Annotated in this window: 18 protein-coding genes and 2 pseudogenes; 6 read left to right on the top strand and 14 right to left on the bottom strand. The window is 69.5% G+C overall.

Going from position 1 to position 22,802, the window contains the following annotated elements; all coding sequences use genetic code 11:
• Window positions 1-156 precede the first annotated feature (156 nt).
• Together FB455_RS33205 and FB455_RS33200 are read right to left on the bottom strand one after the other, a co-directional pair.
• A complete protein-coding gene (locus FB455_RS33205) occupies window positions 157-345 on the bottom strand; it encodes a hypothetical protein (protein ID WP_084588867.1) in 189 nt (62 codons plus the stop codon).
• Between the two features lie 187 nt (window positions 346-532).
• Window positions 533-1,818: pseudogene (locus tag FB455_RS33200) on the bottom strand (IS256 family transposase).
• Between the two features lie 84 nt (window positions 1,819-1,902).
• On the opposite strand from FB455_RS33200, the pseudogene FB455_RS33195 reads away from it, so the two are divergent.
• Window positions 1,903-2,085: pseudogene (locus FB455_RS33195) on the top strand (transposase); the annotation flags it as partial.
• Here FB455_RS33195 and FB455_RS33190 read toward each other — a convergent pair.
• From FB455_RS33190 to FB455_RS33175, 4 genes are all read right to left on the bottom strand, one after another.
• Window positions 2,061-3,515: a GH1 family beta-glucosidase gene (locus FB455_RS33190; protein ID WP_030274739.1), complete on the bottom strand. Its 1,455-nt coding sequence runs from the start codon at window positions 3,513-3,515 to the stop codon at window positions 2,061-2,063. The pseudogene FB455_RS33195 and the gene FB455_RS33190 overlap by 25 nt on opposite strands.
• Window positions 3,512-4,411, bottom strand: coding sequence for a carbohydrate ABC transporter permease (locus FB455_RS33185; protein WP_030274737.1), 900 nt, complete (start codon window positions 4,409-4,411; stop codon window positions 3,512-3,514). Before FB455_RS33185 ends, FB455_RS33190 begins: the two co-directional genes overlap by 4 nt.
• 10 nt (window positions 4,412-4,421) lie before the next feature.
• Window positions 4,422-5,354: a carbohydrate ABC transporter permease gene (locus FB455_RS33180; RefSeq protein WP_013476096.1), complete on the bottom strand. Its 933-nt coding sequence runs from the start codon at window positions 5,352-5,354 to the stop codon at window positions 4,422-4,424.
• Between the two features lie 64 nt (window positions 5,355-5,418).
• Window positions 5,419-6,690: an ABC transporter substrate-binding protein gene (locus FB455_RS33175; RefSeq protein WP_145755751.1), complete on the bottom strand. Its 1,272-nt coding sequence runs from the start codon at window positions 6,688-6,690 to the stop codon at window positions 5,419-5,421.
• Window positions 6,691-6,977: 287 nt separating this feature from the next.
• On the opposite strand from FB455_RS33175, the gene FB455_RS33170 reads away from it, so the two are divergent.
• Window positions 6,978-7,973: a LacI family DNA-binding transcriptional regulator gene (locus tag FB455_RS33170; RefSeq protein WP_232236787.1), complete on the top strand. Its 996-nt coding sequence runs from the start codon at window positions 6,978-6,980 to the stop codon at window positions 7,971-7,973.
• A 1,036-nt stretch (window positions 7,974-9,009) separates the two neighbouring features.
• Here the strand turns inward: FB455_RS33170 and FB455_RS33165 are convergent.
• On the bottom strand, window positions 9,010-9,279 hold the full coding sequence (locus FB455_RS33165; protein WP_030274731.1) for a hypothetical protein: 270 nt from the start codon (window positions 9,277-9,279) through the stop codon (window positions 9,010-9,012).
• A gap of 293 nt (window positions 9,280-9,572) precedes the next feature.
• On the opposite strand from FB455_RS33165, the gene FB455_RS33160 reads away from it, so the two are divergent.
• Entirely contained in the window at window positions 9,573-10,802 is a 1,230-nt protein-coding gene (locus FB455_RS33160) for a trypsin-like serine peptidase (protein ID WP_030274730.1), read from the top strand.
• 219 nt (window positions 10,803-11,021) lie between these two features.
• A complete protein-coding gene (locus FB455_RS33155) occupies window positions 11,022-12,089 on the top strand; it encodes a glycoside hydrolase family 43 protein (RefSeq protein WP_069089513.1) in 1,068 nt (355 codons plus the stop codon).
• A gap of 324 nt (window positions 12,090-12,413) precedes the next feature.
• Here the strand turns inward: FB455_RS33155 and FB455_RS33150 are convergent, their stop codons facing one another.
• Window positions 12,414-12,764 (bottom strand): hypothetical protein, encoded by a 351-nt coding sequence (locus FB455_RS33150; protein ID WP_013476101.1) that lies wholly within the window; start codon window positions 12,762-12,764, stop codon window positions 12,414-12,416.
• 302 nt (window positions 12,765-13,066) lie between these two features.
• Complete coding sequence (locus FB455_RS33145; protein ID WP_145755750.1) at window positions 13,067-14,605, bottom strand: ricin-type beta-trefoil lectin domain protein; 1,539 nt, start codon at window positions 14,603-14,605, stop codon at window positions 13,067-13,069.
• A gap of 357 nt (window positions 14,606-14,962) precedes the next feature.
• On the opposite strand from FB455_RS33145, the gene FB455_RS33140 reads away from it, so the two are divergent.
• The gene (locus FB455_RS33140; protein ID WP_030274727.1) at window positions 14,963-15,493 is read left to right on the top strand and encodes a hypothetical protein; all 531 of its coding nucleotides are present in this window, start codon (window positions 14,963-14,965) and stop codon (window positions 15,491-15,493) included.
• 214 nt (window positions 15,494-15,707) lie between these two features.
• Here the strand turns inward: FB455_RS33140 and FB455_RS33135 are convergent, their stop codons facing one another.
• The 5 genes from FB455_RS33135 to FB455_RS33110 form a co-directional block, all read right to left on the bottom strand.
• On the bottom strand, window positions 15,708-16,739 hold the full coding sequence (locus FB455_RS33135) for a methyltransferase (RefSeq protein WP_030274725.1): 1,032 nt from the start codon (window positions 16,737-16,739) through the stop codon (window positions 15,708-15,710).
• Window positions 16,736-17,914 carry an aminotransferase class V-fold PLP-dependent enzyme gene (locus FB455_RS33130; RefSeq protein WP_030274722.1) on the bottom strand — a complete coding sequence of 393 codons (1,179 nt, stop codon included), beginning with the start codon at window positions 17,912-17,914 and terminating at the stop codon, window positions 16,736-16,738. Before FB455_RS33130 ends, FB455_RS33135 begins: the two co-directional genes overlap by 4 nt.
• Window positions 17,911-19,188 carry a tryptophan 2,3-dioxygenase family protein gene (locus tag FB455_RS33125; RefSeq protein ID WP_052166228.1) on the bottom strand — a complete coding sequence of 426 codons (1,278 nt, stop codon included), beginning with the start codon at window positions 19,186-19,188 and terminating at the stop codon, window positions 17,911-17,913. The genes FB455_RS33130 and FB455_RS33125 overlap by 4 nt, the downstream gene beginning before the upstream one ends.
• A gap of 58 nt (window positions 19,189-19,246) precedes the next feature.
• Window positions 19,247-19,951 carry a tryptophan 2,3-dioxygenase family protein gene (locus tag FB455_RS33120; RefSeq protein WP_030274719.1) on the bottom strand — a complete coding sequence of 235 codons (705 nt, stop codon included), beginning with the start codon at window positions 19,949-19,951 and terminating at the stop codon, window positions 19,247-19,249.
• Between the two features lie 758 nt (window positions 19,952-20,709).
• Window positions 20,710-22,170, bottom strand: a complete 1,461-nt coding sequence (locus FB455_RS33110) for a PepSY-associated TM helix domain-containing protein (RefSeq protein ID WP_030274717.1) — start codon at window positions 22,168-22,170, stop codon at window positions 20,710-20,712.
• Window positions 22,171-22,340: 170 nt separating this feature from the next.
• Between FB455_RS33110 and FB455_RS33105 the strand changes: the two genes are divergently transcribed.
• Complete coding sequence (locus FB455_RS33105; protein ID WP_082171463.1) at window positions 22,341-22,616, top strand: cation transporting ATPase C-terminal domain-containing protein; 276 nt, start codon at window positions 22,341-22,343, stop codon at window positions 22,614-22,616.
• Window positions 22,617-22,802: the final 186 nt, after the last annotated feature.

The raw sequence follows: 22,802 nt of genomic DNA, 5'->3' as shown, positions 1-22,802 counted from the left end.
TCCGCCGACGACGCCACCAAGCCCAAGCCATGACCAGCCACTACACCCGACAAGCCCTCACCGAGCCGTGATCACAATCCCCGGCTGGAGTACTAAGTTCCGGCGATCCAGCCGGCGACCACGGCCGGGTCGGCGCCGGCTTCGAGTGCCGCTCGATTAGCGGGCCAGTTTCGCGTCGCACTCAGCCACGGTCGGTCCGTCCGGTACGACTGGGGTCACGGCTGGCATGTCGGCATGAGCCTGGTCGAGGAGCGCGGCGACGGTGTGACGCCGCTGTAGCGGCCCGAAGCCCTGGACGAGCCAGGTGTCCAAGGGTTTGACCAGTGCGTCTTCCTGCATGATCACGTTGCGTGGGTGGCTCAAGGCCGTCGCCGGCAGCCGGGCCGCCAATCTCAAGGTCTTGTCGTACGCGCTGGAGGATCAGGCGGCACGGCTCGAGAAACTGTCTGGTCGCGGATCGCGGCAGACGCGGCGGCCCGGGGGCACGCCAAGCTTGGGGCTGTCTCGCTAACGGTGTTTCCGGCGATCTTGGTTAGTAGGTTTCAGCGGCTGGGAAGCGGTCGCTGAAGGTGATGGCGAAGGTGTTCAACGCGGGTTTCCAGCGCATCGTCCATCGGGTTCTGCCTGCTCCGGTGGGGTCCAACGATCGGGTCACCAGGTACAGACACTTCAACGCGGCCTGCTCGTTGGGGAAGTGGCCGCGGGCTTTGACGGCCCGCCGGTAGCGGGCATTGAGCGACTCGATCGCGTTGGTGGAGCAGATGACTGTGCGGATTTCCAGGTCGTAGTCGAGAAACGGGATGAACTCGGCCCAGGCGTTGTCCCACAGCCGGATCACCGCCGGATACCGGCCACGCCACTTGTTGGCCAGGTCGTCGAACGCCGCCCGGGCGGCGTCGGCGTTGACGGCCGTGTAGATCGGCTTGATGTCCCGCTTGAGCTCGTCCCAGTACTTGCGGGAGGTGAGCCGGAAGGTGTTGCGGATCAGGTGGATCACGCAGGTCTGCACCACCGTCTGGGGCCACACGTTCGTCACGACCTCGGGCAGGCCCTTGAGACCGTCACAGACGAGGAAGAACACGTCTTTGACGCCCCGGTTGCGCAGGTCGGTCAGCACGCTCATCCAGAACTTCGCGCCCTCACCGCCAGCGCCGGCCCACAAGCCCAGGATGTCCTTCTCCCCGTCGAGGGTGACGCCGATCGCGGCGTAGAACGGCCGGTTGGCGACCTGCCCGTCGCGCACCTTGACCACGATGGCGTCGATGAACACGGCGGCGTAGATGGCGTCGAGAGGTCGGTGGGACCAGTCGGTCATCTCCTCGATGACCTTGTCGGTGATCCGGGAGATCGTCTCCTTCGACACCGAAGCCCCGTAGATCTCGGCGCACTTCGCCGAGATCTCCCCGGTCGTCAAGCCTTTGGCATACAGCGACAACACGACCTCGTCGACCCCTGACAGGCGCCGCTGCCGCTTGCGCACGATCTGCGGCTCAAAGGTGCCTGCCCTGTCCCGCGGCACGTCAATCTGCACCGGCCCGTTGGCCTCGGTCAACACGGTCTTCGGACGGGTGCCGTTGCGGATGTTGCCCGAACCAACACCGGCCTGGTCGTGCTTTTCGTAGCCGAGGTGCTCGGTCATCTCCTTTTCAGCGCGGTCTCCAGGACCGTCTTGGTCAGCTGCTTCAGCAGCCCGTCCGGACCGGTCAGGGACAGCCCTTGTTCCTTGGCTGCCCGGACCAGATCGGCGGCGGCCTTCGCCTCCGCCGACGGCTCGGGCCGCTTCCTGCGTCCGGTCTGGTCGTTCAGTGTCGCGGTCATCACGGCGCCCTCCTCACCAGGCACAACGCCCGGCAGGTCAGGCCGGAAACACCCTTAGATCCACAGACCCGGAAGGATCGAGAGATGGCAGGAACGAAGCCGTATCCGCTGGAGTTGCGAGAGCGGGCGGTGCGGATGGTGGCGGAGGTGCGGCCGAACTACGAGTCGGACCGGGCGGCGATCACGGCGGTGGCGGCCCGGCTCGGGATCGGTACGGCCGAGACGTTGCGCAAGTGGGTCCGTCAGGCGCAGGTCGACGATGGGCAGGTGGAGGTGCGTTTCCGCCACGCCCGCAAGCGGTCACGCAGCCAGTGGTAGCTGGCCTTGGGCGTACGGGATCCGGTGCCGTAGTCGACGTGGGCCAGACCGAAGCGGGGCCCGTACCCGCGGGCCCACTCGAAGTTGTCGATGAGCGACCAGTAAAAGTACCCCCGCAGATCGAGCCGGTCGTCGACGGCGGCCGCACGGGCCGCCGCCGCCAGGTGCCCGGCCACGAACGAGATCCGTTCCGGGTCCGGCTCGGGTTCGTCCCGCAGGTCGGCGCAGCCGTTCTCCGTCACGTACACGGCAGGCAGGCCCGGGTAACGGTCCGCGAGCCCGGTCAGGGTGTCGAAGAGCCCTTGCGGCTCCACCGGCCAGCCCAGGTCGGTGGTGGGCAACCCGTCTGGCCGTAGCTGCCGGACCCCGATGTCGAACGCGCTGCGCAGCGCCGGGTCGGGCTGCTCGTATGGGGCGTCGGCGACGTGCACCCGGTAGTAGTAGTTGACACCGAGGAAGTCCAACGGTGTCGAGATCACCGCCAGGTCACCGTCCCGGCGGAACGACAGATCGCTCACCCCGGCGTAGAGCCGCTCGAACCCGGACGGGTACGCGCCGCCCAGCACCGGATCCGTGAACTGCCGGTTGAGCATGAGGTCCTGCCGATCCGCCGCCGCCCGGTCGGCCTCGGTATCGCTGGCCGGCACGGCGGGGGAGAGGTTGAGCGTGATGCCGACGCGCGCCCGCGGGCCGGCGGCGGACCGGACTGCGGCGACCGCCCTGCCGTGCCCGAGCAGCAAATGGTGGGCGGCGGCCAGGGCACCGTGTCCTTCGGCGGCGCCGGGCGCGTGCCGGCCCTCCGCGTAGCCGACCATCGACGAGCAGTACGGCTCGTTCAGCGTGATCCAGTCCTGGACCCGGTCACCGAGGACGCCCGCCACCGCGGCGGCGTACTCGGCGAACCACTCGGCGGTATCCCGTACCCGCCAGCCACCCTCGTCCTCGAGCGCCTGGGGCAGATCCCAGTGGTACAGCGTGACGAACGGCCGGATGCCGTGCCCGCACAGGGCGTCGACGAGCCGGTCGTAGTAGTCGAGGCCCCGCCGGTTCACCGCGCCCCGCCCTGCCGGCATGACCCGTGGCCAGGCGATCGAGAAACGGTAGGCGTCCACGCCGAGGCCGGCCAGCAGGTCCACGTCCTCCCGCCAGCGGTGGTAGCTGTCACAGGCGACCGAGCCGGAGGCGCCGTCGTCGACGGCACCGGGGCGGCGGCAGAAGGTGTCCCAGATCGACGGCCCGCGGCCGTCCTCGTCGACCGCCCCCTCGATCTGGTACGCCGCGGTGGCCGCGCCCCAGCTGAAGCCGGCCGGCAGGTCCGGCAGCTCGGGCAGGTCCGGCTGGGTTGCGGCCGCGGCGGCACCTTGGGATGTGGTGGTCATCCCTTCACCGCCCCCTGCATGATGCCGTCGACGAGATGCCGGCCGAGGAGCATGAAGACGACGAGGATCGGCAGCGTGGCGAGCAACGTGCCGGTCAGCGTCAGGGTGTAGTCGGTGGTGTAGCCGCTGGCCAGTGCGGAGAGCGCCACCTGCACGGTCGCGTTGTTCTGCAGCACGACCAGCGGCCAGAAGAAGTCGTTCCACGCCTGCATGAAGGTGAACAGCCCGAGCACCGCCGCGGCGGGGCGGGCCGCCGGCAGGACGATGTGCCAGTACAGGCCGAACGTGCTGGACCCGTCGACGCGGCCGGCCTCCAGCAGTTCGTCGGGCACGGCGCGGCCGAGGTACTGGGTCATGAAGAAGACGCCGAACGCGGTTACCAGCCCAGGCACGATCACGGCGGTGAGGCGTCCGGTCCAGCCGAGGTCGGCCATCAGGATGTACAGCGGGATGATGCCGAGCTGGTGCGGCACCATCGAGGTCGCGATGGCCACGACGAGAAGCGCCTTTCGGCCTCGGAACCGCAGTTTGGCGAACGCGAACCCGGCCAGGGTCGAGAAGAACACCACGGAGACGGTGATTGAGCCGCTGACGATGAAGGAGTTCACCAGGGCCCGGCCGAAGTCGGTCGTGTCGAACACGCGCGCGATGTTGTCGAAGAGGTGCCCGCCGGGCACCAGGGCCGGCGGCACCTTCGTGACGGCGTCGCTGGTCTGCGAGGACACGACGATGGACCAGTAGAGCGGGAAGACCGACCCGGCCACGACCGCCAGCAGGGCGCCGTAGCTCCAGACCGAGCCCTTGCGTGGGTACCCGAAGCTCCGGCGCCGGTGGGACCGGCGTTGCGGCGGCGAGGGTGTGGTGCCGGTCTGTGCGGGGTCCGCGAGGGTGGTCACGGCGTCCTCCTCAGTCCTCGTCCTTGGCGATGCGCCGGGTGAGCAGGAAGTTGATGATCGCGAAGATGGCGATGACCAGACAGAGCGTCCAGGCGACCGCCGAGGCGTAACCGAAGCGGAACTCCCGGAACCCCTGCTCGTACATGAACAGGGCGACGGTCTGGAACTGCCGGTCGGAGCCGCCGGTGGGCGTCTGGGAGCTGGCGAACAGCAGGGGTTCGGCCATGATCTGCAGGCCGCCAATCGTCGAGATCACCGTGGTGAAGATGATCGTCGGCCGCAGCATCGGGACGGTGATCCGCCTGAACTGCTGACCCTGCGACGCGCCGTCGAGGTCGGCGGCCTCGTACAGGTGGTGCGGGATCGCCTGCATCGAGGCGAGGTAGATGAGGGCGTTGTAGCCGGTCCACCGCCAGGCGACGATGAACGAGATGGCCAGGTGGGAGCTCCAGGTGTTGGCCTGCCAGTCGATCGGGCCGATGCCGACGAGGCCGAGCGCCCAGTTGACCATGCCGAAGTCGCGGCCGAACAGCTGGGTGAAGACGATCGTCACCGCCACGATCGAGGTGACGTTGGGCAGCAGCACGCCCATCCGTAGCGCGGTGCGGGCCCGCAGCCGGTGGTTGAGCAGGTGGGCGATCCAGAGCGCGGCGAGCAGTTGCGGCACGGTGGACAGCACCCAGATGCTGAGTGTGTTGCCCAGGGCGTTCCAGAAGTACGCGTCCTGCAGCATCTCGCGGTAGTTCGCGAGGCCGACCCAGCGGTGCGACCCGGAGTCGAGCAGGTCCCAGTCATTGAACGAGACGTACGCCGTGTACAGCAGCGGGAACAGCCCGAACGCGCCGAACAGCAGGAAGAACGGGAGGATGTAGAGGTAGGGCGAGCCTTTGGTGTCGAGCCGGCTCAGGCCGGCCCGGCGGGCCTGGTGGAGGTAGGTGGCCATCGTCGATCCTTCGTCGCCGAGGGCCGCCGGCGGTCAGGGGCGACCGCCGGCGGCGCGGGTCGAGTTACTTGGCGAGGCGCTCGACGTCGCTGACCATCTGCTTCCAGGACTCGTCGGAGCTTTGCTTGCCCTGTTCGATGCGGACGAGGGCGTCGCGGATGGTGGTCTGCACATCCCCGGCTCGCGGGCCCTGGTGCTGGGGCTTGAGTTGCTTTGCCGCGGTGGTGAAGAGCTGGCCCACCGGGGCGTTGTTGAAGAAGGCGTCCTTGTACTGGGCAATGTCAGGCTTGTCGTACAGCGCCGGGATGGACGGCAGGTTGCCCCGCGCGGTGAACACCTTGGCCTGCTGTTCCGGGGCGGTCAGCCACGCCGCGAGCTTCTTGGCCTCCTCGATGTGCTTGCCCTGCTTGGGAACGGTGAGGTACGAGCCGCCCCAGTTGCCGCCGCCGCCCGGGACGCTCGCCACGTCCCACTTGCCGGCGGCATGCTTCGCCTGGTCCTTGATCTTGGCCATCATCCAGGCCGGGCACGCGATCGTGGCGAACTGGTCCTTCGCGAAGCCGTTGTTCCACTCCTGCGAGCTGCCGATCAGCCTGGCCGACAGGCTGCTCTGGATCGCCGTCACCGTCAGGTCCCAGGCCTTGCGGACATCGGGGTTGGTTCCCACGACGATGCCGTTGTCCTCGTTGTAGTACCCGACCGGGGCCTGGCCGATGATGGCGTTGAACAGTTGGCCTCCGCCATCGAAGAAGGCGCTGCCGGCCGGGGCCTTCGCCGCGTACCGCTTGCCGAACTCGATGTACTTGTCCCAGCCGCTGCCCCAGGCGGCCGACACCTGGTCGCGGTCGAACGGCATGCCGGCCTTCTCGAACAGGTCACGCCGATAGCAGATGGCCAGGCCGCCGACGTCGGTGCCGTACCCGATCTGCTTGCCGTCCTTGGCCAGCGACGCCGCCCACTTCCAGTCGAGGTACTCGGACTGGCGGTCCTTGCCCAGGTCGACGAAGAGGTTGCCCCGCTCGCGCATCTGCGCGATGAAGCCCGTGTCGACGCCCTCGATGTCGCCCGCGCCGGAGCCGGTGGCCAGGTGGGTGATCAGGTCGCGATGATGGTCGTTGTAGGCGGCCGTGTGCTCCTGGATCGTGATGTTCGGGTGCGACTTCTGGTACTCGTCGTACAGGTCCTGGTACCCGAAGTTGCCGAACAGATTGACGTTCAGGGTGATCTTTTCGTTGCCGCCGCCGGAGCTTTCGTCAGTGCCGGTGCCACACGCGGTCAGCAGTACTCCGGCGGCCAGGATGGCTGCCGTCAGTCGCAACAGTCGGTTTGGGCGCATACCAGGGAACCCTTTCGTGCGATCATGTAACCGGTTACTTGAAACCGGTTACATTGTCGGCGAAGCGATGGCGGTGGGGCGGGTGGAGTTGGATGAAGATCGGATGCTGGCCGAGTCGAGGGTGACCGCCGGTGAGCGCCTTTCCTGGGAAGTGTGAACGGTTTCGGCTAGGGGGTGTCAAGTTACGAAACGGTAACGGTCGATGCAGCTTGACCGGCGGACATCGCTGACGCTACGGTCGTGAAACCGGTTACAGATAAGGCACCACATTGACCACAATTAGGGAGTTGGCGCGCCGCTCCGGCGTGTCCGTCGCCACCGTGTCCCGCGTCTTCAACACCCCCGAGGTCGTCAGCCAGCACACCCGCCAGCGCATCCTCGACCTGGCCGCCGAGATCGGCTACCTGCCGAACGGGTCGGCCCGGACGCTCGCCACGAAGAAATCCAACATGGTGGGCCTGGTATGGGACACCGACCATCGCCGCCCTGGATGGCGCCACCCGTTCCTGCAGGAGATCCTCGTCGCGCTCAAGACGGCGCTCAGCGCGCACGGGCTGAACCTGCTCATGCTCGCCGGCCACGACGCGGCGGGGCCCGACGACGGGCAGCGATACGTGCGCGCCGTCCGCCAGCACAATCTCGACGGCGCCGTCATCATCGACAACGGCACCCGGGATCCAGCCGTGCTCGCCCTCGTCGAAGCCCAGGTGCCGTGCGTCGCTCTCGACCTGCGGGTCGACGGCCCGACGTCGACCTACATCACCTCGGACAATGCCGGCGGCGCGGCGCTCGCCGTGCGCCACCTCGTCGAACGCGGCCACCGGCACATCGCCACCATCACCGGCCCGCTGCGAACCTGGCCGGGAGCCGAACGGCTCGTCGGCTTCCGGGCCGCTCTGGCCGGGGCCGGCCTGCCGCTCGCCGACAGCCACGTCATCGAGGGAGACTTCTATCTCGACGGCGGTCACGCCGCGATGAACCGGCTGCTCGCCCTCGACGACCGCCCTACCGCAGTGTTCGTCGCCGGTGACGAGATGGCTGTCGGCGCGATGCGTGCGGCCCAGGCGGCCGGCCTACGGATCCCCGACGACATTGCGATTATCGGCTTCGACGACATCGAAGTGGCCGCGCTGATCCCGCCCGGGCTCAGCACCGTCGCCCAAAACAAGCCCGGCTTCGGCACGGCCGCCGCCGAGGCGCTGGTCGCCATGCTGCACGGCGGCGACGACCCGCCCAAGCCGACCGTGTTGCCGACGACGCTGGTCGTCCGCGGCTCCACCTGACCCGAACCGCGCGACGTCGGCGCCGTCCCGCTCTGGATCGTGCTACTGCTCGCGGTTGCTGTTGCCGGAGCCGCTGTCACCGCCCCCGCAACCGGGCCTGCCTCGAGCGTCACACCCGTGCCTGGGCGAGGTCGCGGCCGGCGGTGGCTCGAATGATCCGGGGCCAGGTCCATGCGGCGCGCAGGATGAAGGCCAGAGGAGCGGGTCCCACAGTTCGAAGTCTTGATGGCGGCCATCGGGCGATGGAGCGACTGGGTCTCGTCGCCCGCCCGAAGTGGTCACCGAGGCCGGGCAGAACGGAAGGCTTTGGCCTGCGGTGATGTGGGCGATGAATCCGGTGTGACCTCCCAGAGAACTCCGGAGTGGTCACGCGCATCGCTCCCCGCTTGACTGGTGTCGGCTGTTGTCTCGAAGCTCGCTGACGTCAGCCAACAGGGCTTCGTCGCGTCACCGCATGGCACGGATGCCATCGCGGTGACGTCGGCATGCATCCCGGGGCTGAGACTCGAATCCCACCCGAAGCCTGCTGACCAGGGCATCGTGCTCGGTGACCTCTTCGGCGAGCCCGAAGGTTCATGCAGCCGGGTTTCCTGACCGACGCGACGCTGTCCGGGCGGGAGGTCAGCTAGACCTCGGGTCCCTAAAGTCTCTGCTGCCGCGCAGATGGTCAGCCGGTGCTCTCAGGCACGGGTGCGGATGGCCCTGACACTTGCCATCACTTCCGAGGCCGCGATTGCAGGGGTTGGGATGGATCGGGGAGACAGACGCACACGCGGAGCGGCTCGGGCTCTTCCGGGCCGAGTACGGCCACCGGTTCGGCGTGCCGGCCGAGGCCGCAACGGAGACGTAGCGGGTGCCACTCAGGTCGGCCGCACCAGCTACCGCCTCGAAGATCCCGGCTAGGCCCAGCAAGACAGCCGCCAGTCGTAGGCCACGACCTGCTGACCTGGCAGGTCAGCGACAACGGGCCCGGGCTGGGTGAGATCTGAGCCGCGGCCCGCCGAACCAGTTGGGCCGCCGTTCGGCGTTCATGCGCTCACCACGCCATCGCGATGATCATCTGCTCGGCAGAAGGTTGGCCATCTCGGTCTGGAGCCAGCCCAGCATTGCCCCCGTGTTCTCCTCCCTGGGTCCGACGTTCGGGCCACGAGTCGCGCAACGCCGCGTCGACCTGCGGCCAGTCGGGCATGGATGCACCGGGGTGGGTGTCCACCGCCCCGGTCAGCGGCAACGCGAAGGAATTCTCCTGCCCCTCGACCCTCGCCATGACCTCCGGAACGACCGCGATGCCCGAGGGCGTGGTCATCGATCGACCTGCGGTCGTCACATCCGACTGAAGCTGTCGATGCCTCCGTCCGCAGCCGCAGGAGGGCCGGGGCGTTACGCCATCTCGGCATCCCCACGGACCCGCGGGGGGCGGGCGACCGTGCGGCGCTCCGGCCTCGCTGCCGGGCCGGCCGTCGAAGGCGAGCGGACGGGCGCGGGCAGCCGTTCGATTTGGCGGTACCGCATCCCGCCATCAATCGATACTCTTCTATAAAAGCTCGTGCGAGGGAGCCCGTCGGAACGGCATCCGCCGTTCCTCGGAAAGGAGTGCGGATGAGACACATGTTGCGGCGCGGTGCGCGATACGCGGCGGTAGTGCTCGGCGTGTGGGCGCTCGGGGTGAGCATGCTGCCCGCGTCCGCCTCCGGGGCGAATCCGGCCCGGCCGGTGGCTCCGGCGTCGGTCCGGGCGCCGGAGGCTGCACAGTTCTCCGCCGAAGGCGTCACCACGGTGGGTGAGCTGCGCACACTCGACACCACCCGCACCGCCGACCGGCCGGGTGCGCGTCAGCTCATCCGGCATCCCGGCGCCACGTACATCAAGGTCCACTTCAGCGCACTGCGGCTGAACGAGGGGGACTACGTCACGGTGTCCAGCCCGGATGGCCGGGAGACCTACCGGTACGACCGGAGCCTCGACCGGACGACCGGCTCGGACTACACCACCGACGGCGGGCCGGGCTTCTGGGCGATGTCCGTGACGGGGGATACCGCCGTGGTGACGCTGCACAGCGCGCGGCCCGCTCGCGCGGTCGTCGACATCGACCGGTTCTGGCGAGGGTACGACCAGGCCGAGATCGCCCAGCACAACTTCTCGACCACGTCCGTCTGTAGCACCGACGCCCGCCGGGACGTGGTCTGCTACCAGAGCACACACCCCACCGAGTACGCCCGGGGCCGGGCGGTGGCACGGTTGCTCATCGGTGGCGGCGGACTGTGCACCACCTGGCGGGTCGGGAACACCAACCGGATGCTGACCAACAAGCACTGCTTCTCGACCCAGTCCGCGGTCAGCGCCAGCGAGGCGCAGTTCAACTACCAGTGCGCCACCTGCGGTGGCAGCAACCCCGGCCCGGGCACGAAGGTGAGCGGTGCGACCCTCTACCGGGTGAGCAGCGGTGGCTCGGGTGAACTGGACTACGCGCTCTACTCGGTGAACAATTTCGCCGCGATCCAGGGGTTCGGCACGCTCTACCTGAGGACGACCGCGACCAGCACCGGCACCCGGATGTACGTGCCCGGGCACGGTGATGGCAGCCCGAAGCGACTGTCGATCTACGAGGACACGCAGAACGGTGGTGTCTGCACGGTGCGCAACGCGAACTACAACACCTGGAACATCAGTTACAGCTGCGACACCTCGGGCGGCAACTCGGGTTCCCCGGTACTCGACGCCAGTCACCGCGTCATCGCCCTGCACCACCTCGGTGGGTGCCCGTCCAACCAGGGGGCGAAGGCACACCTGATCTACAACGAGATCGCCGGGCTGATCGACAACGGCTGACGGGCGCTTGCCGGTGGCTCGCCGACCGCACCCGGCGGCCGGGCCACCGGCGCGTCGCGGTCGCCACGCGCCGGCCGACGGTCGGTCCGTTGCCCCCCACCCGCACTCGACCCGAGTCGTTGGTTGACACGACGAGCGTCGATTGGTCAGTCTGGGAGAGCGCTCTTGCGCGCCGGGAGGTCAGCCGCCTCTCGTTTCTAGCGGGAACCGGTCGATGCCATGAGACGGCAGCGGATGCTCGGCAAGCTCCTCGTCGCCGTCCTGCTCGCCGCGGCCGGCTTGTGGCAGGTGGGGTTCGTCTACTCGCCGGCCGAAGCCGCGCAGAGCATCCGTGCGGCGGATCCCAGTGTCATCCGGGTCGGCGGCACCTACATCTCCACCCAGTCGGTCGGTGACGGCATCGCCGTTCGTCAAGCCTCGTCACCCGACCAGTTGAGCGGGGCGGTTCAGCGCCAGGTGTGGACGGACACCCGGGGCCGCGGCGGCGTCTGGGCACCGGAGATCGTCCTCGACGGTGGACGCTACTACATCTACTTCGCGCTGGGCGCGGGCAGCAGTCGCCGCACGTTCGTGATCAGCTCGACGTCGCCGGACGGTGGGTACACTGCCGAGCAGAAACTGGCCCTGCCGGACGACAAGTGGGCGATCGACGGGTCGTTGTTCACGTTCAACGGACAGCGCTGGTTCGTCTGGTCCGGATGGGCCGGTGACACCAACGTCGAGCAGAACATCTACCTCGCCAGGATGAGCAGCCCGACCACGCCGGTCGGGGCGCGCTACGTCATCTCCCAACCCCGGGAGCCGTGGGAGCGGGTGGTCGGCAACCCGTTCATCAACGAGGGGCCGGAGCCGATTCGAGACCCGAATGGCCAGTTGCACATCGTCTACTCCGCCAACGGCAGCTGGAGCGACCAGTACTGTCTCGCGGACCTGCGACTGCGGGCCGGAGGCGACCCGACGTACGTGTGGGACTGGTACAAGTCCAACGGCTGCCTGTTCGGCTCGAACCGGTCCACCATGATGTCCGGCTGGGATCCGACCCTCTACGTCAACGGCCCCGGGCATCACACCTTCGTGCTGCTGCATGGCGACATCGCCACGAGCCCACCGGCCGGGCCGCGATTCCCGCTGATGTTCCACGCGGTGCCGAAGGGAACGCCCTACACCTGGAGCAACCGGTTCTGGTACACCGGCACGTTCTGCTGGTGGGGCAACACCACCTACCGGCGGGCTAACGTCCCCGGCCCGAACACCGACACCGGCTGGAGCCTGAAGTTTTTCGAGTAGCGGCCGGTAGGGGGACCACACGGGCGGCGGACAGCGCGGACGCCACTCGTCCGCGTGTCGGCATCCGGGCCCGCCCGGTGGCGTGCAACAGGAGCGTGCCGGGGCGGGAGGGAACGGGCCCCGGCCAGCCGGAAGGCCGCCGCCACGTGGCCAAGCTCCACCTCGCCCAGCGGCGAGTCGGTTTCGGCTGCGGTGAGGATATCGAGGGCACGTGTGCCGGCTCGTGGTGAGCCATCGTCCCTCTTCGAGGGCGGGCGCCGGTGCCGGGGCCCCACGGCATGCGGAACTGGCGTCGCGCGTGTGTCCGGTCCACCCCGCGCAGGGTCAGCCGGCGACCTGGTCGAGCAGTTGCAGCAGGTCGTGCGCGGCCAGTTCGACGTCTTTGTGCCGCCACTCCGAGGCGCGGTAGACGCACGCGACCAGACCGGACCGGTGGACGCGGCGGAAGTCGCCGTAGGCGAAGGCGTACCGGGCCTTCGTCTCCTCGTTCGCACCCTCGGTACGGCCAAGGAACCATTCGCCATACTCGCGCCACGAGTGCTTGTCGAGGTAGCCGTTCTCGTCGGTGGCCCGGGGCTGGACAACGCCCCAGTCACTGTCGAGCACGTACTGGCGCGCTTCGATGAGCCGCCGGGCGCGGACGACAGCCGCCTGATCCACCGAGTACGAGGCCATGCCCGGCAGTATTCCCCGGCGAACGATCCGCCATGCCTACCGAGGTGGCCTCCAGGGTCCGGTCCGGCCATCCTGACTGGCGGAGTAGCGGGTCCGCCTCGGCGGGCTCGTCGGTCCGCCGGGGCCGTCGGTCACCGTGGGCGCAGCGCGGAACCGGCTCGCCAGCACCCCGCGACGAGGGTGATCGGCGCACCGTCCGACACCGGTCACTGCCGGCGACGGCCGCACCTGAGCTGGCACGTCCCGGAGCGACACGGCGCACCTCGGACCGCCCCGGGCGGGACGCCGTGTCAGGCCTCGGATCAGCCGGAGCGCCACTTCTGGTTGGCGGTGCCGGCGCACTCCCAGAGTTGCAACCGCGCACCGTCGTTGCCGTTCCAGTCCTTGATGTCGACGCACTTGTTGGCCTGCGGGTTGACCAGGTCGCCGGCGGCGGACAGCACGAACTGCTGGGCCGGGTTGCCGCTGCAGGTGGCGATCTGGATGACCGCTCCGTTGTCCCGGGAGCCCCAGGCGACATCCATGCACATGTTGTTCTGCGTGCGCAGGCTGCCGCCGGTGAACGTCCACGCCTGCGCGGCCGTGCCGTTGCAGTTCCACGCCTGCAGCGGGACCCCGTCGGAGAAGTTCGAGTTCGACACATCGACGCACTTGTTGTTCCAGTTGCTGATGATCCGGGTGCCGGAGCCGCCCCCGCCGGTGGTGACCAGACTGAGTCCGAAGACACCGAGGATCTCGTTGACCGGCTGGAACCACATGGTGCCGCCGGTGGTGCAGTTGCCGGATCCGCCGGAGGTGACTCCCTGGGCCTGGTCGCCGGAGAGCCAGGCGCCGCCGGAGTCGCCGCCCTCGGCGCAGGCGTTGCTGCGGCTGAGCCCGTAGACCGCGCCCTGCGCGTAGTTGACCGTCTCCTCCCGGCCCAGCAGTACGCCGCACCGCCAGCCGGTCGTGCGTCCCGACCGGCACACGGAACTGCCGATCACCGCGTCCCGGGACCCGGCGACGGGAGCATTGCCGCCGGCGTAGTTGTTCACCCAGGGCCGCGGCGTCCAGTCGGCGTTGGTGCGGACCCAGGCGTAGTCGTTGCCCGGGAACGACGAGCCGGCGAAGGTGCCCTGGGCTGCGTTATTGAAGCCGCGGGTGGGGCTGCCGGCGGCTCCGCAGTGCCCTGCGGTGACGAACCCGCCGACCACGGCGAAGCCGACGGAGCAGAGTACGTTGCCGTTGATGACGAACTGGTCGCCGCCGCGGATGTCGTACATCGGGCGCGGCGCGTCGGGCGCAGGCGCGTAGCGAACGAGCGCGTCGGCGAGGCCGGCGCCGCGCACGAACGCTCGGCCGGTGCGTTCCTGTCCCGGTGCCACCCGCACCACCACCTGGTTGGCGGCGACGTCCACGTACCAGCCGCGGACGGCGGCCCCGGGCGGTTGACCGGCGGCGCTCCGGTCCAGGGCGGTACGCGCCGATGTCAGGCTCGTGAGCGTCCGAGGGACGAGCCTGGGCCGGGCTCCCTCGGCCCGCACCGCGTCGGCCGCGGAGGCGTCGGTGACGGCGACCGTGAGCGGGCCGTCCGTCTCCAGCCACGAGCCGGCGTACCCGGTGCCGAGGCGCCCGCGCAGCCGTCGGTCGACCAACGCCGCGGCGGCCTCGGCCGCGAGCCGGGCGGTGAGTTGGTCGTCGGTCAGGTGCAGGTCGCGGCGCATCGCGGCGGCCATGCCGAGCGGCAGGCCGGCCACGGCCGGCCGTGCTTCGGAATGGTGGGCGATGTGAGCCGCCGCGGGGACGGCCGGGACAGACAGGCCGAGCATCGCAGCGGTGAGCAGCGCAGTTGTCTTGATCATCGAACTCCTTCCGGTTGTTCGTGACGCACCGGAGGCGGCGCGGGAGAGCGCTCTCAGCCTGAAACCGTAAACAATCCTTGTCAATAGATTGAACTCGATTTATTCCCTAGTTGAGCGGCCGTCGCGCCCGTCTCGGCGGATCGACGGGACGAGCGCCGGTCACCACCCGGACGTCAGCGGGAGCTCCACGTCTGGTCGGACTGGCGGTTGCCCGAGTCCCATATGGCCGACCGGGGTGCCCTCCACCGTGACGCACTGGTGCGGGCCGTCCTGGTCGTGTTTCCTAGGCGACATTGCGTCGTGGCGCCTGTGCGGGCACCGCTCGGAGCGGTGGTCATCGGCACCTAGACTGCGCCGATGGATGCTGAATTCGCGGCCAACGCCGCGGCCACCGCCGCGATTTTCGGGGTCTTCGGGATCGTCTGGTTCGGCTGGGCGCAGGAGGCACCGCCCAGGGCGTGGCGTCCGTGGCTCGGCATCGGTTCGGTGTTGTCTCTGGTCGCAGCGATCATCGGCGGCATCGTCACCGCACGCACCTGGGACAAGGGCAGTTCCGTGGACGAGAGGACGGGGCCGGTCTTCGGGGTGATCGTCCTGATCGAGGTGGTCCTCTGTGCCGTCGGCGCGATCTGGCTCCGGCGCGCCGGCCGCACCTCCCTGGTTCCGGTTTGGATCGCCCTGATCGTCGGCCTGCACTTCTTCCCCCTAGCGCCGCTTCTGGGGTATCCGGCCCTCGCGATCTGGGCCGCGCTCGTCACCCTGGTCGCGCTCGTCAGCGTCCCTGTCGCCCGACGGTGCGACTTCACCCCCAGCGCCGTCGTCGGTGCCGGCACGGGTGTGGCCCTCCTGGCCGGAGCGGCGACCGCACTGGTGCACGCGCTCACCTAGGTGTATTGCCGGAGTCGCTGGTGCCGCACAGCGCTGGGACGTGTCTGACCGACGGCGACACGGTGGGCGGTGCGCGACGCCGAGCTCCGCGCCGATGCGCCGGACGGATCGGCCGTCACGGCCGCAGGGACGGGCGCGCCGGCCGGCAACGGTGAGCCCGGGACGACTTGCGGCGGGTGCGGCTACGCCCGCACCGTCACGCCGGCTGGGCGGGTCACGCTTCGGCCACCGGTTTGTGCCCGCAGGCCAGCTCCCAGCCGCCGGGCAGCACGGCCACCCGGTCGAAGCCGACCTCCTTGAGCAGACTGGTGTAGAACTCCACCTCCCGCAGCCGACTGACGCAACTGTCGACCCCGATGAGGAAGTAGCTCCAGAAGAACTGCATCGCCAGGCGGTCTGGGGTGCGGAACTCCTCGCAGATCACCAGCAGCCCGCCCGGTTCGAGGGCCGCGTACGCCTTCTCGACCAGCCGGCGGGCGACGTCGTTCGGCCAGTCGTGCAGCACCCGGACGAATGCCATGGCGTCGTAGCCCGAGGGCAGCGGCTCGGCGAAGAAGTCGCCGCCGACGAAACCCAGCCTGTCGACATGCCCGGTGCGGGTCCGGGTCGCCTCCACCAGCGGAGCCACGGCCGGCAGGTTGTACACGTCGACCCGTAGCCCAGGCGCGTCGTCGAGGATGTGCGCGGCGAGCGTGCCGTCACCCCCGCCGATGTCCAGCAGACGGCGCCGGTCCGACCACAGCCGGCTGGCGTTGCGATGCATCGTCTCGATCACCGGACCGAGACCGACGGCCATGCTGCGCTCGAAGTCGGCGGTCTGTTCGTCGGTCTTCGGGGGCCAGGCGAAGTCGTCGTCGCTCATGCTCACCTCGCCGCGCAGGCTCTCGGCCAGCCGGCCGTGCAGCAACCGCCAGGGGTAACGGTCCCGGTCACGTTCGACAGCACCGGGGCCGACGACCGCCATGACGGCATCCCGGAGGCCGGGTACCGCACGGTACGTTGCCATCGCGATGTCGTCACCTGGCTCGCTGCGCTCAACGACACCGAGGCTTTCCAAGCAGTCGAGGAACTTGTAGAGCCGCAGGGGCCGCACGTCGAAGCGGGCGGCCAGCTCACCGAGGCTCGCCGGCCCGGGCTCCAAGGCGTCGAGCAGACCCGTGCCGAGCGCGGTCTCCAGCACGTCCATGGCCTTCGGCCCGTTGGCGAGCAGACTCATCAGCGCGCGTGGGGACAGCGTGACCTTCACCGTTTCAGCTCCTCTTCCAGGGCGTCCATGAACGTGTCGATCTCGTCGAGGGTGTTGTAGACGTGCGGGCCGACCCGCAGGTAGCCCCGCCAGCTGCAGACCATGTCGCGAGCGACCAACCGCCGCTTGACCGCCTCGCCGTCGGCGACGTCCAGGCACACGACGCCACCGCGCCGGTGCGGCTCGGTTGGGCTGACCACGTCGATGCCAGCCACCGCGGCCCGCTCCAGGATCCGCTGGGTGCAGGCGAGCGAGTGCCGTCGAATCGGGCCGGCACCTACCCCGGCCAGCAGATCCAGGCCGACCTGGGAGATCAACGAGGTCAGGGGGAACGGCGTCCCGCCGGCGAACCGTCGGGCCCCACCGGCCCAGCCTGTCGACGGCTGGAATGTGAAGGCCCGGTCACCGGCCTGCCAGCCGGTCGCCGCTGGCTCCAGCTGCGGCACCAGACCCGGGCGCACGTAGAGGAAGGCAGTGCCGACTCCGCAGAGCCACTTGTGCGCGCCGCCGAGAACCACGTCGACGCCGAGCGCCGTCACGTCCATCGGCATGACCCCTACGCTCTGGAAGGCATCAACGACCACCAGCGCGCCGACGTCGTGGGCGCGCCGCACCAGCCGGGGCAGGTCGACGGTGGCCCCCGAGGAGAAGCTGGCGTGCGGGATGCACACCAGCAGCGTGCGTTCGTCGATCCGTGCCTCGACGGCGTCCTCGTCGAACCGCGGGCCGCCCGAGCCGACCACGTCGAGCCGGGCGCCGTACCGACGGAACGCGTTCCAGATGAACGGCACCGTCGGATACTCCAGATCGGTGGTGACGATCCGGTTCCGCGGCGGACGATAGTCGAAACAGGACGCTACCCGGGCGAGCAGCGTGCTCAGGTTCGCGTCGGTGACCACGCTGCCCGCCGGTGCGCCGATGAACGCGGCGACGGAGTCGGCGTACCGGTCGAGGCCGGCGTGCCAGTCCTGCCAGACCTCGTCCCGCCAGTTCCGCAGCGTCCGCCAGTAGCCGGTGAGCACCTGTTCCGCGCCCCGCGGCACCGCGCCCGTCGAGTTGTTGTTCAGGTAGACGCCGGTGCTCAGCAGGGGGAACTCGGCGCGCAGCGCGGCGTGCGCGCTGGCGTCGAGGCACTCGGGCGTATCGAGGTCGGAGTTCCGGTGCGGTGGGCTCACTCAGGGCTGCCTCTGGTCGGCTCGATGGGGGACGGGGGGCGGGGCTCGCAGGCGACGGAGGTGAAGACCGGGATGGATCGGGCGGCGGCCAGATAGGGCGTGCCCTCCGTGTAGCCGGTGCCGGCCCGCGGGCCGAGCATCCGGGTCGCGAGCCGGTGGTGCGTGCGCCGCCACTGGAATACCGCGGCGGCGAACGACCGCATCTCCTCCTCGACCCGCCCGCCTTCGGGCGCGGCGAGCAGGCCGTCACGCACCGCCGCCCGGAACGCGTCGTCGATCGACGGCTGGCCGGCGTGCACCAGCTCGCGCACCTCCGGGACCTGGTGGTACGCGGCCGAATCCAATCGCGACCCCTCGGGTGTGCGGCACAGCGACTCCATGAGCTTGTAGGAGCGGGACTGGATGGCGCTGGCCCCCGCGGTGTACTCCCGGAACGTCCGGAACGCCTCCGGCTGCATCGTCGCCAGCAGCGCGAACAGCGGCCCGGCGGCGGTGAGCTGCTGTCGGGCGTACGCCAGCCGTTCGGTCGCCCGCCCCGCCTGGCCGGCGGTCAGGGCGGCGATGGTGGCGCGCAGCTCCTCGGCGACCCCCGCGAAGAGGCATTCGTACGACTGGAGCACCCGGATGAACAGGTACTCGTCGTGCGACACATGGACCGGCAGCATGCTCAGCCGCAGGACCAACTCGCCGGCGGGATCGGCGTCGGCGGCGACGGCCCGCAGCTCGTCCGGGGTCGCCACAGCTTCCCGGCCGGGGACCATCCCGGCGATGCCCAGCCGGGCGAGAGCGGGTGACACGGCCCGTACGCCGAGCCGGTAGCGCTTGGACACCACGTCCCGGCTCGGGCGCCGCTCGGGCAGCAGGTCGGTGGCACCGGAGGCGGCGGTCAACTCGAAGGCCAGCACGTCGGCGACCAGGCGAACGAGGAGCCGGTCCCGGTCCCGTCGCGCACCGAACGGGCCGGCGACGTCGCCCCCGCCGGGCAGCCGGAGCAGCCGCAGCGCAAGATAGCTGCGGTAGTCGTACCGGCCGTCCCACTTGTCGAGCGCGACGTCGAGGAAGTCACCCAGCAGCCGGGCCTGCGGCTCCCGCGCGGTCGCCGGCACCGTCAGCTGCGTACGGGCCTGGTCGAGCAGAGCCAGCACTTCCTTTTCGACGAAGTGTTTACCGACCCGGTGAAACTCCGCCAGCACGGCGGAGTACGGAAAACGGCAGGTCTGACCGCCGCCGGACAGCCAACTCGTCAGTTCGCGCACGAAACCGCACCTCGACATTTCGGTCGCTACGCAGGTGGGTGAGGAAAAATTGACAATTACTGGTGAACGAGGATTGTCAACGTTGGTCGGCCTGTGATTCGTTGGCGGATCCGTCGGAGGGCTTCAGGCGGGCCCGCCACAGTGCAGGGAAGAACCGGTGCCCGACGAGCTTGGCGAGCATCGTCGCCTCGGCGCCGCCGGGATCGTGGCCCCCGACGCGCAGAGCGACCCGGTAGTGCCGCATACGCCACAGCGACACCCGCTCGTCCCACTCGATGAGCGCCTCGGCGAGCCGCTGGACGGGGTCGGCGGGATCCGGCCGACCCAGTGCGGCCGGTTCAATTCCTCGGACTTCGAGGTGCTCGGCGAACGCCCGGCCGAGCTGCCGGCTCATAGCGTGGACCTGCCGCCATCCGGGTGACTCGGCCCCGGATCCCTTACCCAGCGCCGGTTGCATGGCCTGGAAGTCGGCCGGGGACAGGTGCCGGAACATCTCCAGCTGGTCGGTGACCAGTCGGATCCCCAACGTCGCCCGGGTTAGCAGCGACTCGGTCACCGCCAGCTCGCCGACGCGCAGCCGGGTGACCGCCTCGGCCAACTCGGCGGCGATGAGCTTCAGCCACAACTCGGTGGACTGGTGCACCACCTGGAAGAGCAACTCGTCGCGGTGCATCATCTCGTCCGGCCGTCGTTGCAGGGCGAGCAGCGTGTTCAGTCGCATGTAGCGCGCATAGTCCGTGGCGCCGTCGCCGGGCAGCACAGGTGAGTGGTCCTGCTTCACGGAATCGGTTCCCTTCGGTCGACGTCGCTGCATCGGAAACCGATGGTGCGACCATGCGTGCAGCGGACATTATGCAACGGCAAACGACAATGTGCTATATCTCAACCCGATCGATCTGAGAGCGTAAAACCTCCTTTCCGCCCTTGGAAACGGTCAGGCTGGGCAGGGCGAGATTTGGCCGTACGTGTGCGGTGGGTCGGCAGGCCGTCCACCGATGCAGCCGGGGAAAGGCTGCGATGTGGCCGGCCCGGGCGCGGGCGGGGTGGCGGCGCCCCTGCTGATCGGCCGCGAGGTGGACCTGCTCTGGCTGGGCCAGGTGCTCACCGGGCCTTCGGGCGCTGGTGCTCGTCGAGGTTAGGGCCGGCGCGGCAGGAGCCGGATTCGCGGTGCCACCTATGAACTCCCCGTCGAGTCTGGGCGCTACCGGCCGACGGCCGAGAACGGCACGACCACGACGGCGTGGACCGTCACGTCCGGCGCTGTCGCCCGCGCCGAGCCGCCGAAGGGGTCCTGCACGCCCGGAGGGATCGGGCAGTCCGTGCCGCGCCGACCCCTGCTGTTACTGCCGGAACATGGAGATCTGCATGATCACGCCCGACGACAAGATCTCGGTCTTCCTGCGGATCACCGGACAGAGCGGTTCGGAGATCACCGGGCCATTCCGCCGGTGACCGGCTCCCGGCCCCGCTGACCGACACGCGACCACCGCTGTCCGGCCGCCCCGCAGCGGTGGCGGCCGGACAGCGGTGCGGGGTCAGCTACCGGCCGGGGGCGGGTGAGACGGGTATCGGCCGGCGGCGCCGACGGGTGAGCATGCCGAGGGCGATGTCGATGAAGAGGAAGCCGAGCAGAGTGACGCCAAGCCAGGGCAGTACCCAACCGAGTGCCACGGTGACCGGTCCACCGAGCGGTAGCGCCCACCACGGAAGCCCTCGGACCCCACCTCGGGCGGGCGGCGCGCCGAGCGGTGCGCGGCGACCGGCGCGGGTGGGGCGGCGCTGCCACCACATGCGGTAGCCCCAGACGATGACGCAGAGCAGGCCGAGAGCGAGCGCGGCGAGCAGGATCTGATTGACCGGGCCGAACAGGATTCCCATGTGGGCTTGAATGCCGAGGCTGCTGAGCCGCGCGAGGATCGGCCAGTCGGCGAAGTCGCTGCGGTCGGTGACCGCGCCGGTGGTGGGGTCCACAGAGATCCGGTCCTTCGCGACCGGCCAGGTGTTGTCGACCTGGGCGACGGTCCATGCCTGGCCGGACTCCGCGGCAGGGCTGATCTCCACCGGCCCCGAGAGTCCGGCGCCGCGCGCGGAGGTCAGGACGATGTCGAAGGACGCCGGATTGTCCGCCGTGCCGGTCACCGCCCCACCGTGCTGGTGCCCACCACCACTAGCGGGCGGGGGCACGCCGTCGAGGGTGGTGGACAGTTCCGGAGTGCCGGCGCGCAGGACGTCCAGGCCGGCGCCGAAATTCGCGCCGGCGTACCGGGACCAGGTCAGGCCGGTGGCGGAGAGGAACAGCAGGCCGACCGCGAGCCAGACACCGGTGGTGGCGTGCCAGCCCCGCGTACGCCGGACTCCCTTGCGGGCGCTCAGGTCCGGTATGAGCAGGTGTGTCGTCCGGGCGCGGGTGGCGCTGCGACGGCGCCACCACAGGATGACGCCGCCGAGCACGAGGATCCACAGCCAACTGGCGGCGATTTCCGAGTAGTGCCGGCCGATCTCACCGAGGTGCAGATTGCGGTGCAGGTCGTCGAGCCAGGTGGTGGCCGGGGTGGAGCCGAACCAGGTGGTGAGCTGCCCGGTGACCTCGCCGGTGTACGGGTCGACGTAGACGGTGTGCTGCTTGTCGCCGAGTTTCTCGAGCGAGAACACCACCCGGGTGGTCCGGTCGCCTGCGCCGGGCGCCACGGTGGCGATGGTGCCGTCGGGGTGCGCGGCCCGTGCGGCGGTGACCTGTTGGGCGAGGGTCGTCGGCTGGTCGCCGACGGCGGCCACGGCCAGCTGGTCGCCGTAGAGGGCCTGGTCCAGCTGTGGGGTGATGGTGTACGCCAGGCCGGTCAGGGCGGCGACCAGGAGGAACGGGGCAACCAGGATGCCGGCGTAGAAGTGCAGCCGGGTCAGCAGCGCGGCAAAGGGCGTGGGCTCGCGACTCGAACGAGCGGTCTGCGCAGCGGCGGGAACATCCGGCGTGGGATCACCGGACAGGTCGGTGACGGACATCGACTACTCCGATCGGAAAGGAGATTTCTAGTTCGGGGTGGCTCGTGCCCGTCGAGCCCTGGGCTGCCCGGTTGCCGTCTCCCGGTCGAGTAGTCGGTCAGGTACGTCAGGAAGTTCCCGGCTGCCCGCGCACATCGTCGGCGTTGCCTCCGCTGTGATGCGGAGCCGCCATCGTTGCTTGTCAGGTCGGCACCGCGCTTGCCGTCCGCACTGACCGAGCCTCACTGCGCTCCATCGGCCTGGCGTCCAACCGGCTCCTGCTGTGGGGAATCGCGTTCGAACTCGCCTTCGCCGCCACCATCGTCACCGTGCCCCCGCTACAGGCGATCTTCGGCACCGCCGTGCCCGGCCCCGCCATCCTCGCCATCCTGATCGCCTTCCCGATACTCGTCTGGGCACCGGACGAGCTACGGCGCGCAGTGCTACGCCACCGCACCGGACGCTGACACCAGCTATCTGTGCTTTGTGCGGGCGATGGACCTGGGGAGATGAAGATCTTCTCCGGTATCGGCGGTAACAGCCGGTAATGGATGATCATTGAGCCATTTTCATCGTGACGGCGCAGGTCACGGGCGGTGTGGGAGGCCGGTGTCCAGGTAGGACGAGGCTCCCGGTAAGACAGCAATCGACCA

It is taken from the genome of Micromonospora sp. CNZ296, from assembly GCF_007827635.1.
Note: the sequence above shows the minus strand (reverse complement) of the source record. Positions and strands in the feature narration are given on the sequence as shown.

Excerpts from the sequence above, each read along its gene's own strand:
- FB455_RS33190 (WP_030274739.1), bottom strand. The coding sequence starts at position 3,515 with ATGACCACCACATCCCAAGGTGCCGCCGCGGCCGCAACCCAGCCGGAC.
- FB455_RS33180 (WP_013476096.1), bottom strand. The coding sequence starts at position 5,354 with ATGGCCACCTACCTCCACCAGGCCCGCCGGGCCGGCCTGAGCCGGCTC.
- FB455_RS33175 (WP_145755751.1), bottom strand. The coding sequence starts at position 6,690 with ATGCGCCCAAACCGACTGTTGCGACTGACGGCAGCCATCCTGGCCGCC.
- FB455_RS33165 (WP_030274731.1), bottom strand. The coding sequence starts at position 9,279 with ATGACCACGCCCTCGGGCATCGCGGTCGTTCCGGAGGTCATGGCGAGG.
- FB455_RS33160 (WP_030274730.1), top strand. The coding sequence starts at position 9,573 with ATGAGACACATGTTGCGGCGCGGTGCGCGATACGCGGCGGTAGTGCTC.
- FB455_RS33155 (WP_069089513.1), top strand. The coding sequence starts at position 11,022 with ATGAGACGGCAGCGGATGCTCGGCAAGCTCCTCGTCGCCGTCCTGCTC.
- FB455_RS33150 (WP_013476101.1), bottom strand. The coding sequence starts at position 12,764 with ATGGCCTCGTACTCGGTGGATCAGGCGGCTGTCGTCCGCGCCCGGCGG.
- FB455_RS33145 (WP_145755750.1), bottom strand. The coding sequence starts at position 14,605 with ATGATCAAGACAACTGCGCTGCTCACCGCTGCGATGCTCGGCCTGTCT.
- FB455_RS33140 (WP_030274727.1), top strand. The coding sequence starts at position 14,963 with ATGGATGCTGAATTCGCGGCCAACGCCGCGGCCACCGCCGCGATTTTC.
- FB455_RS33125 (WP_052166228.1), bottom strand. The coding sequence starts at position 19,188 with ATGTCGAGGTGCGGTTTCGTGCGCGAACTGACGAGTTGGCTGTCCGGC.
- FB455_RS33110 (WP_030274717.1), bottom strand. The coding sequence starts at position 22,170 with ATGTCCGTCACCGACCTGTCCGGTGATCCCACGCCGGATGTTCCCGCC.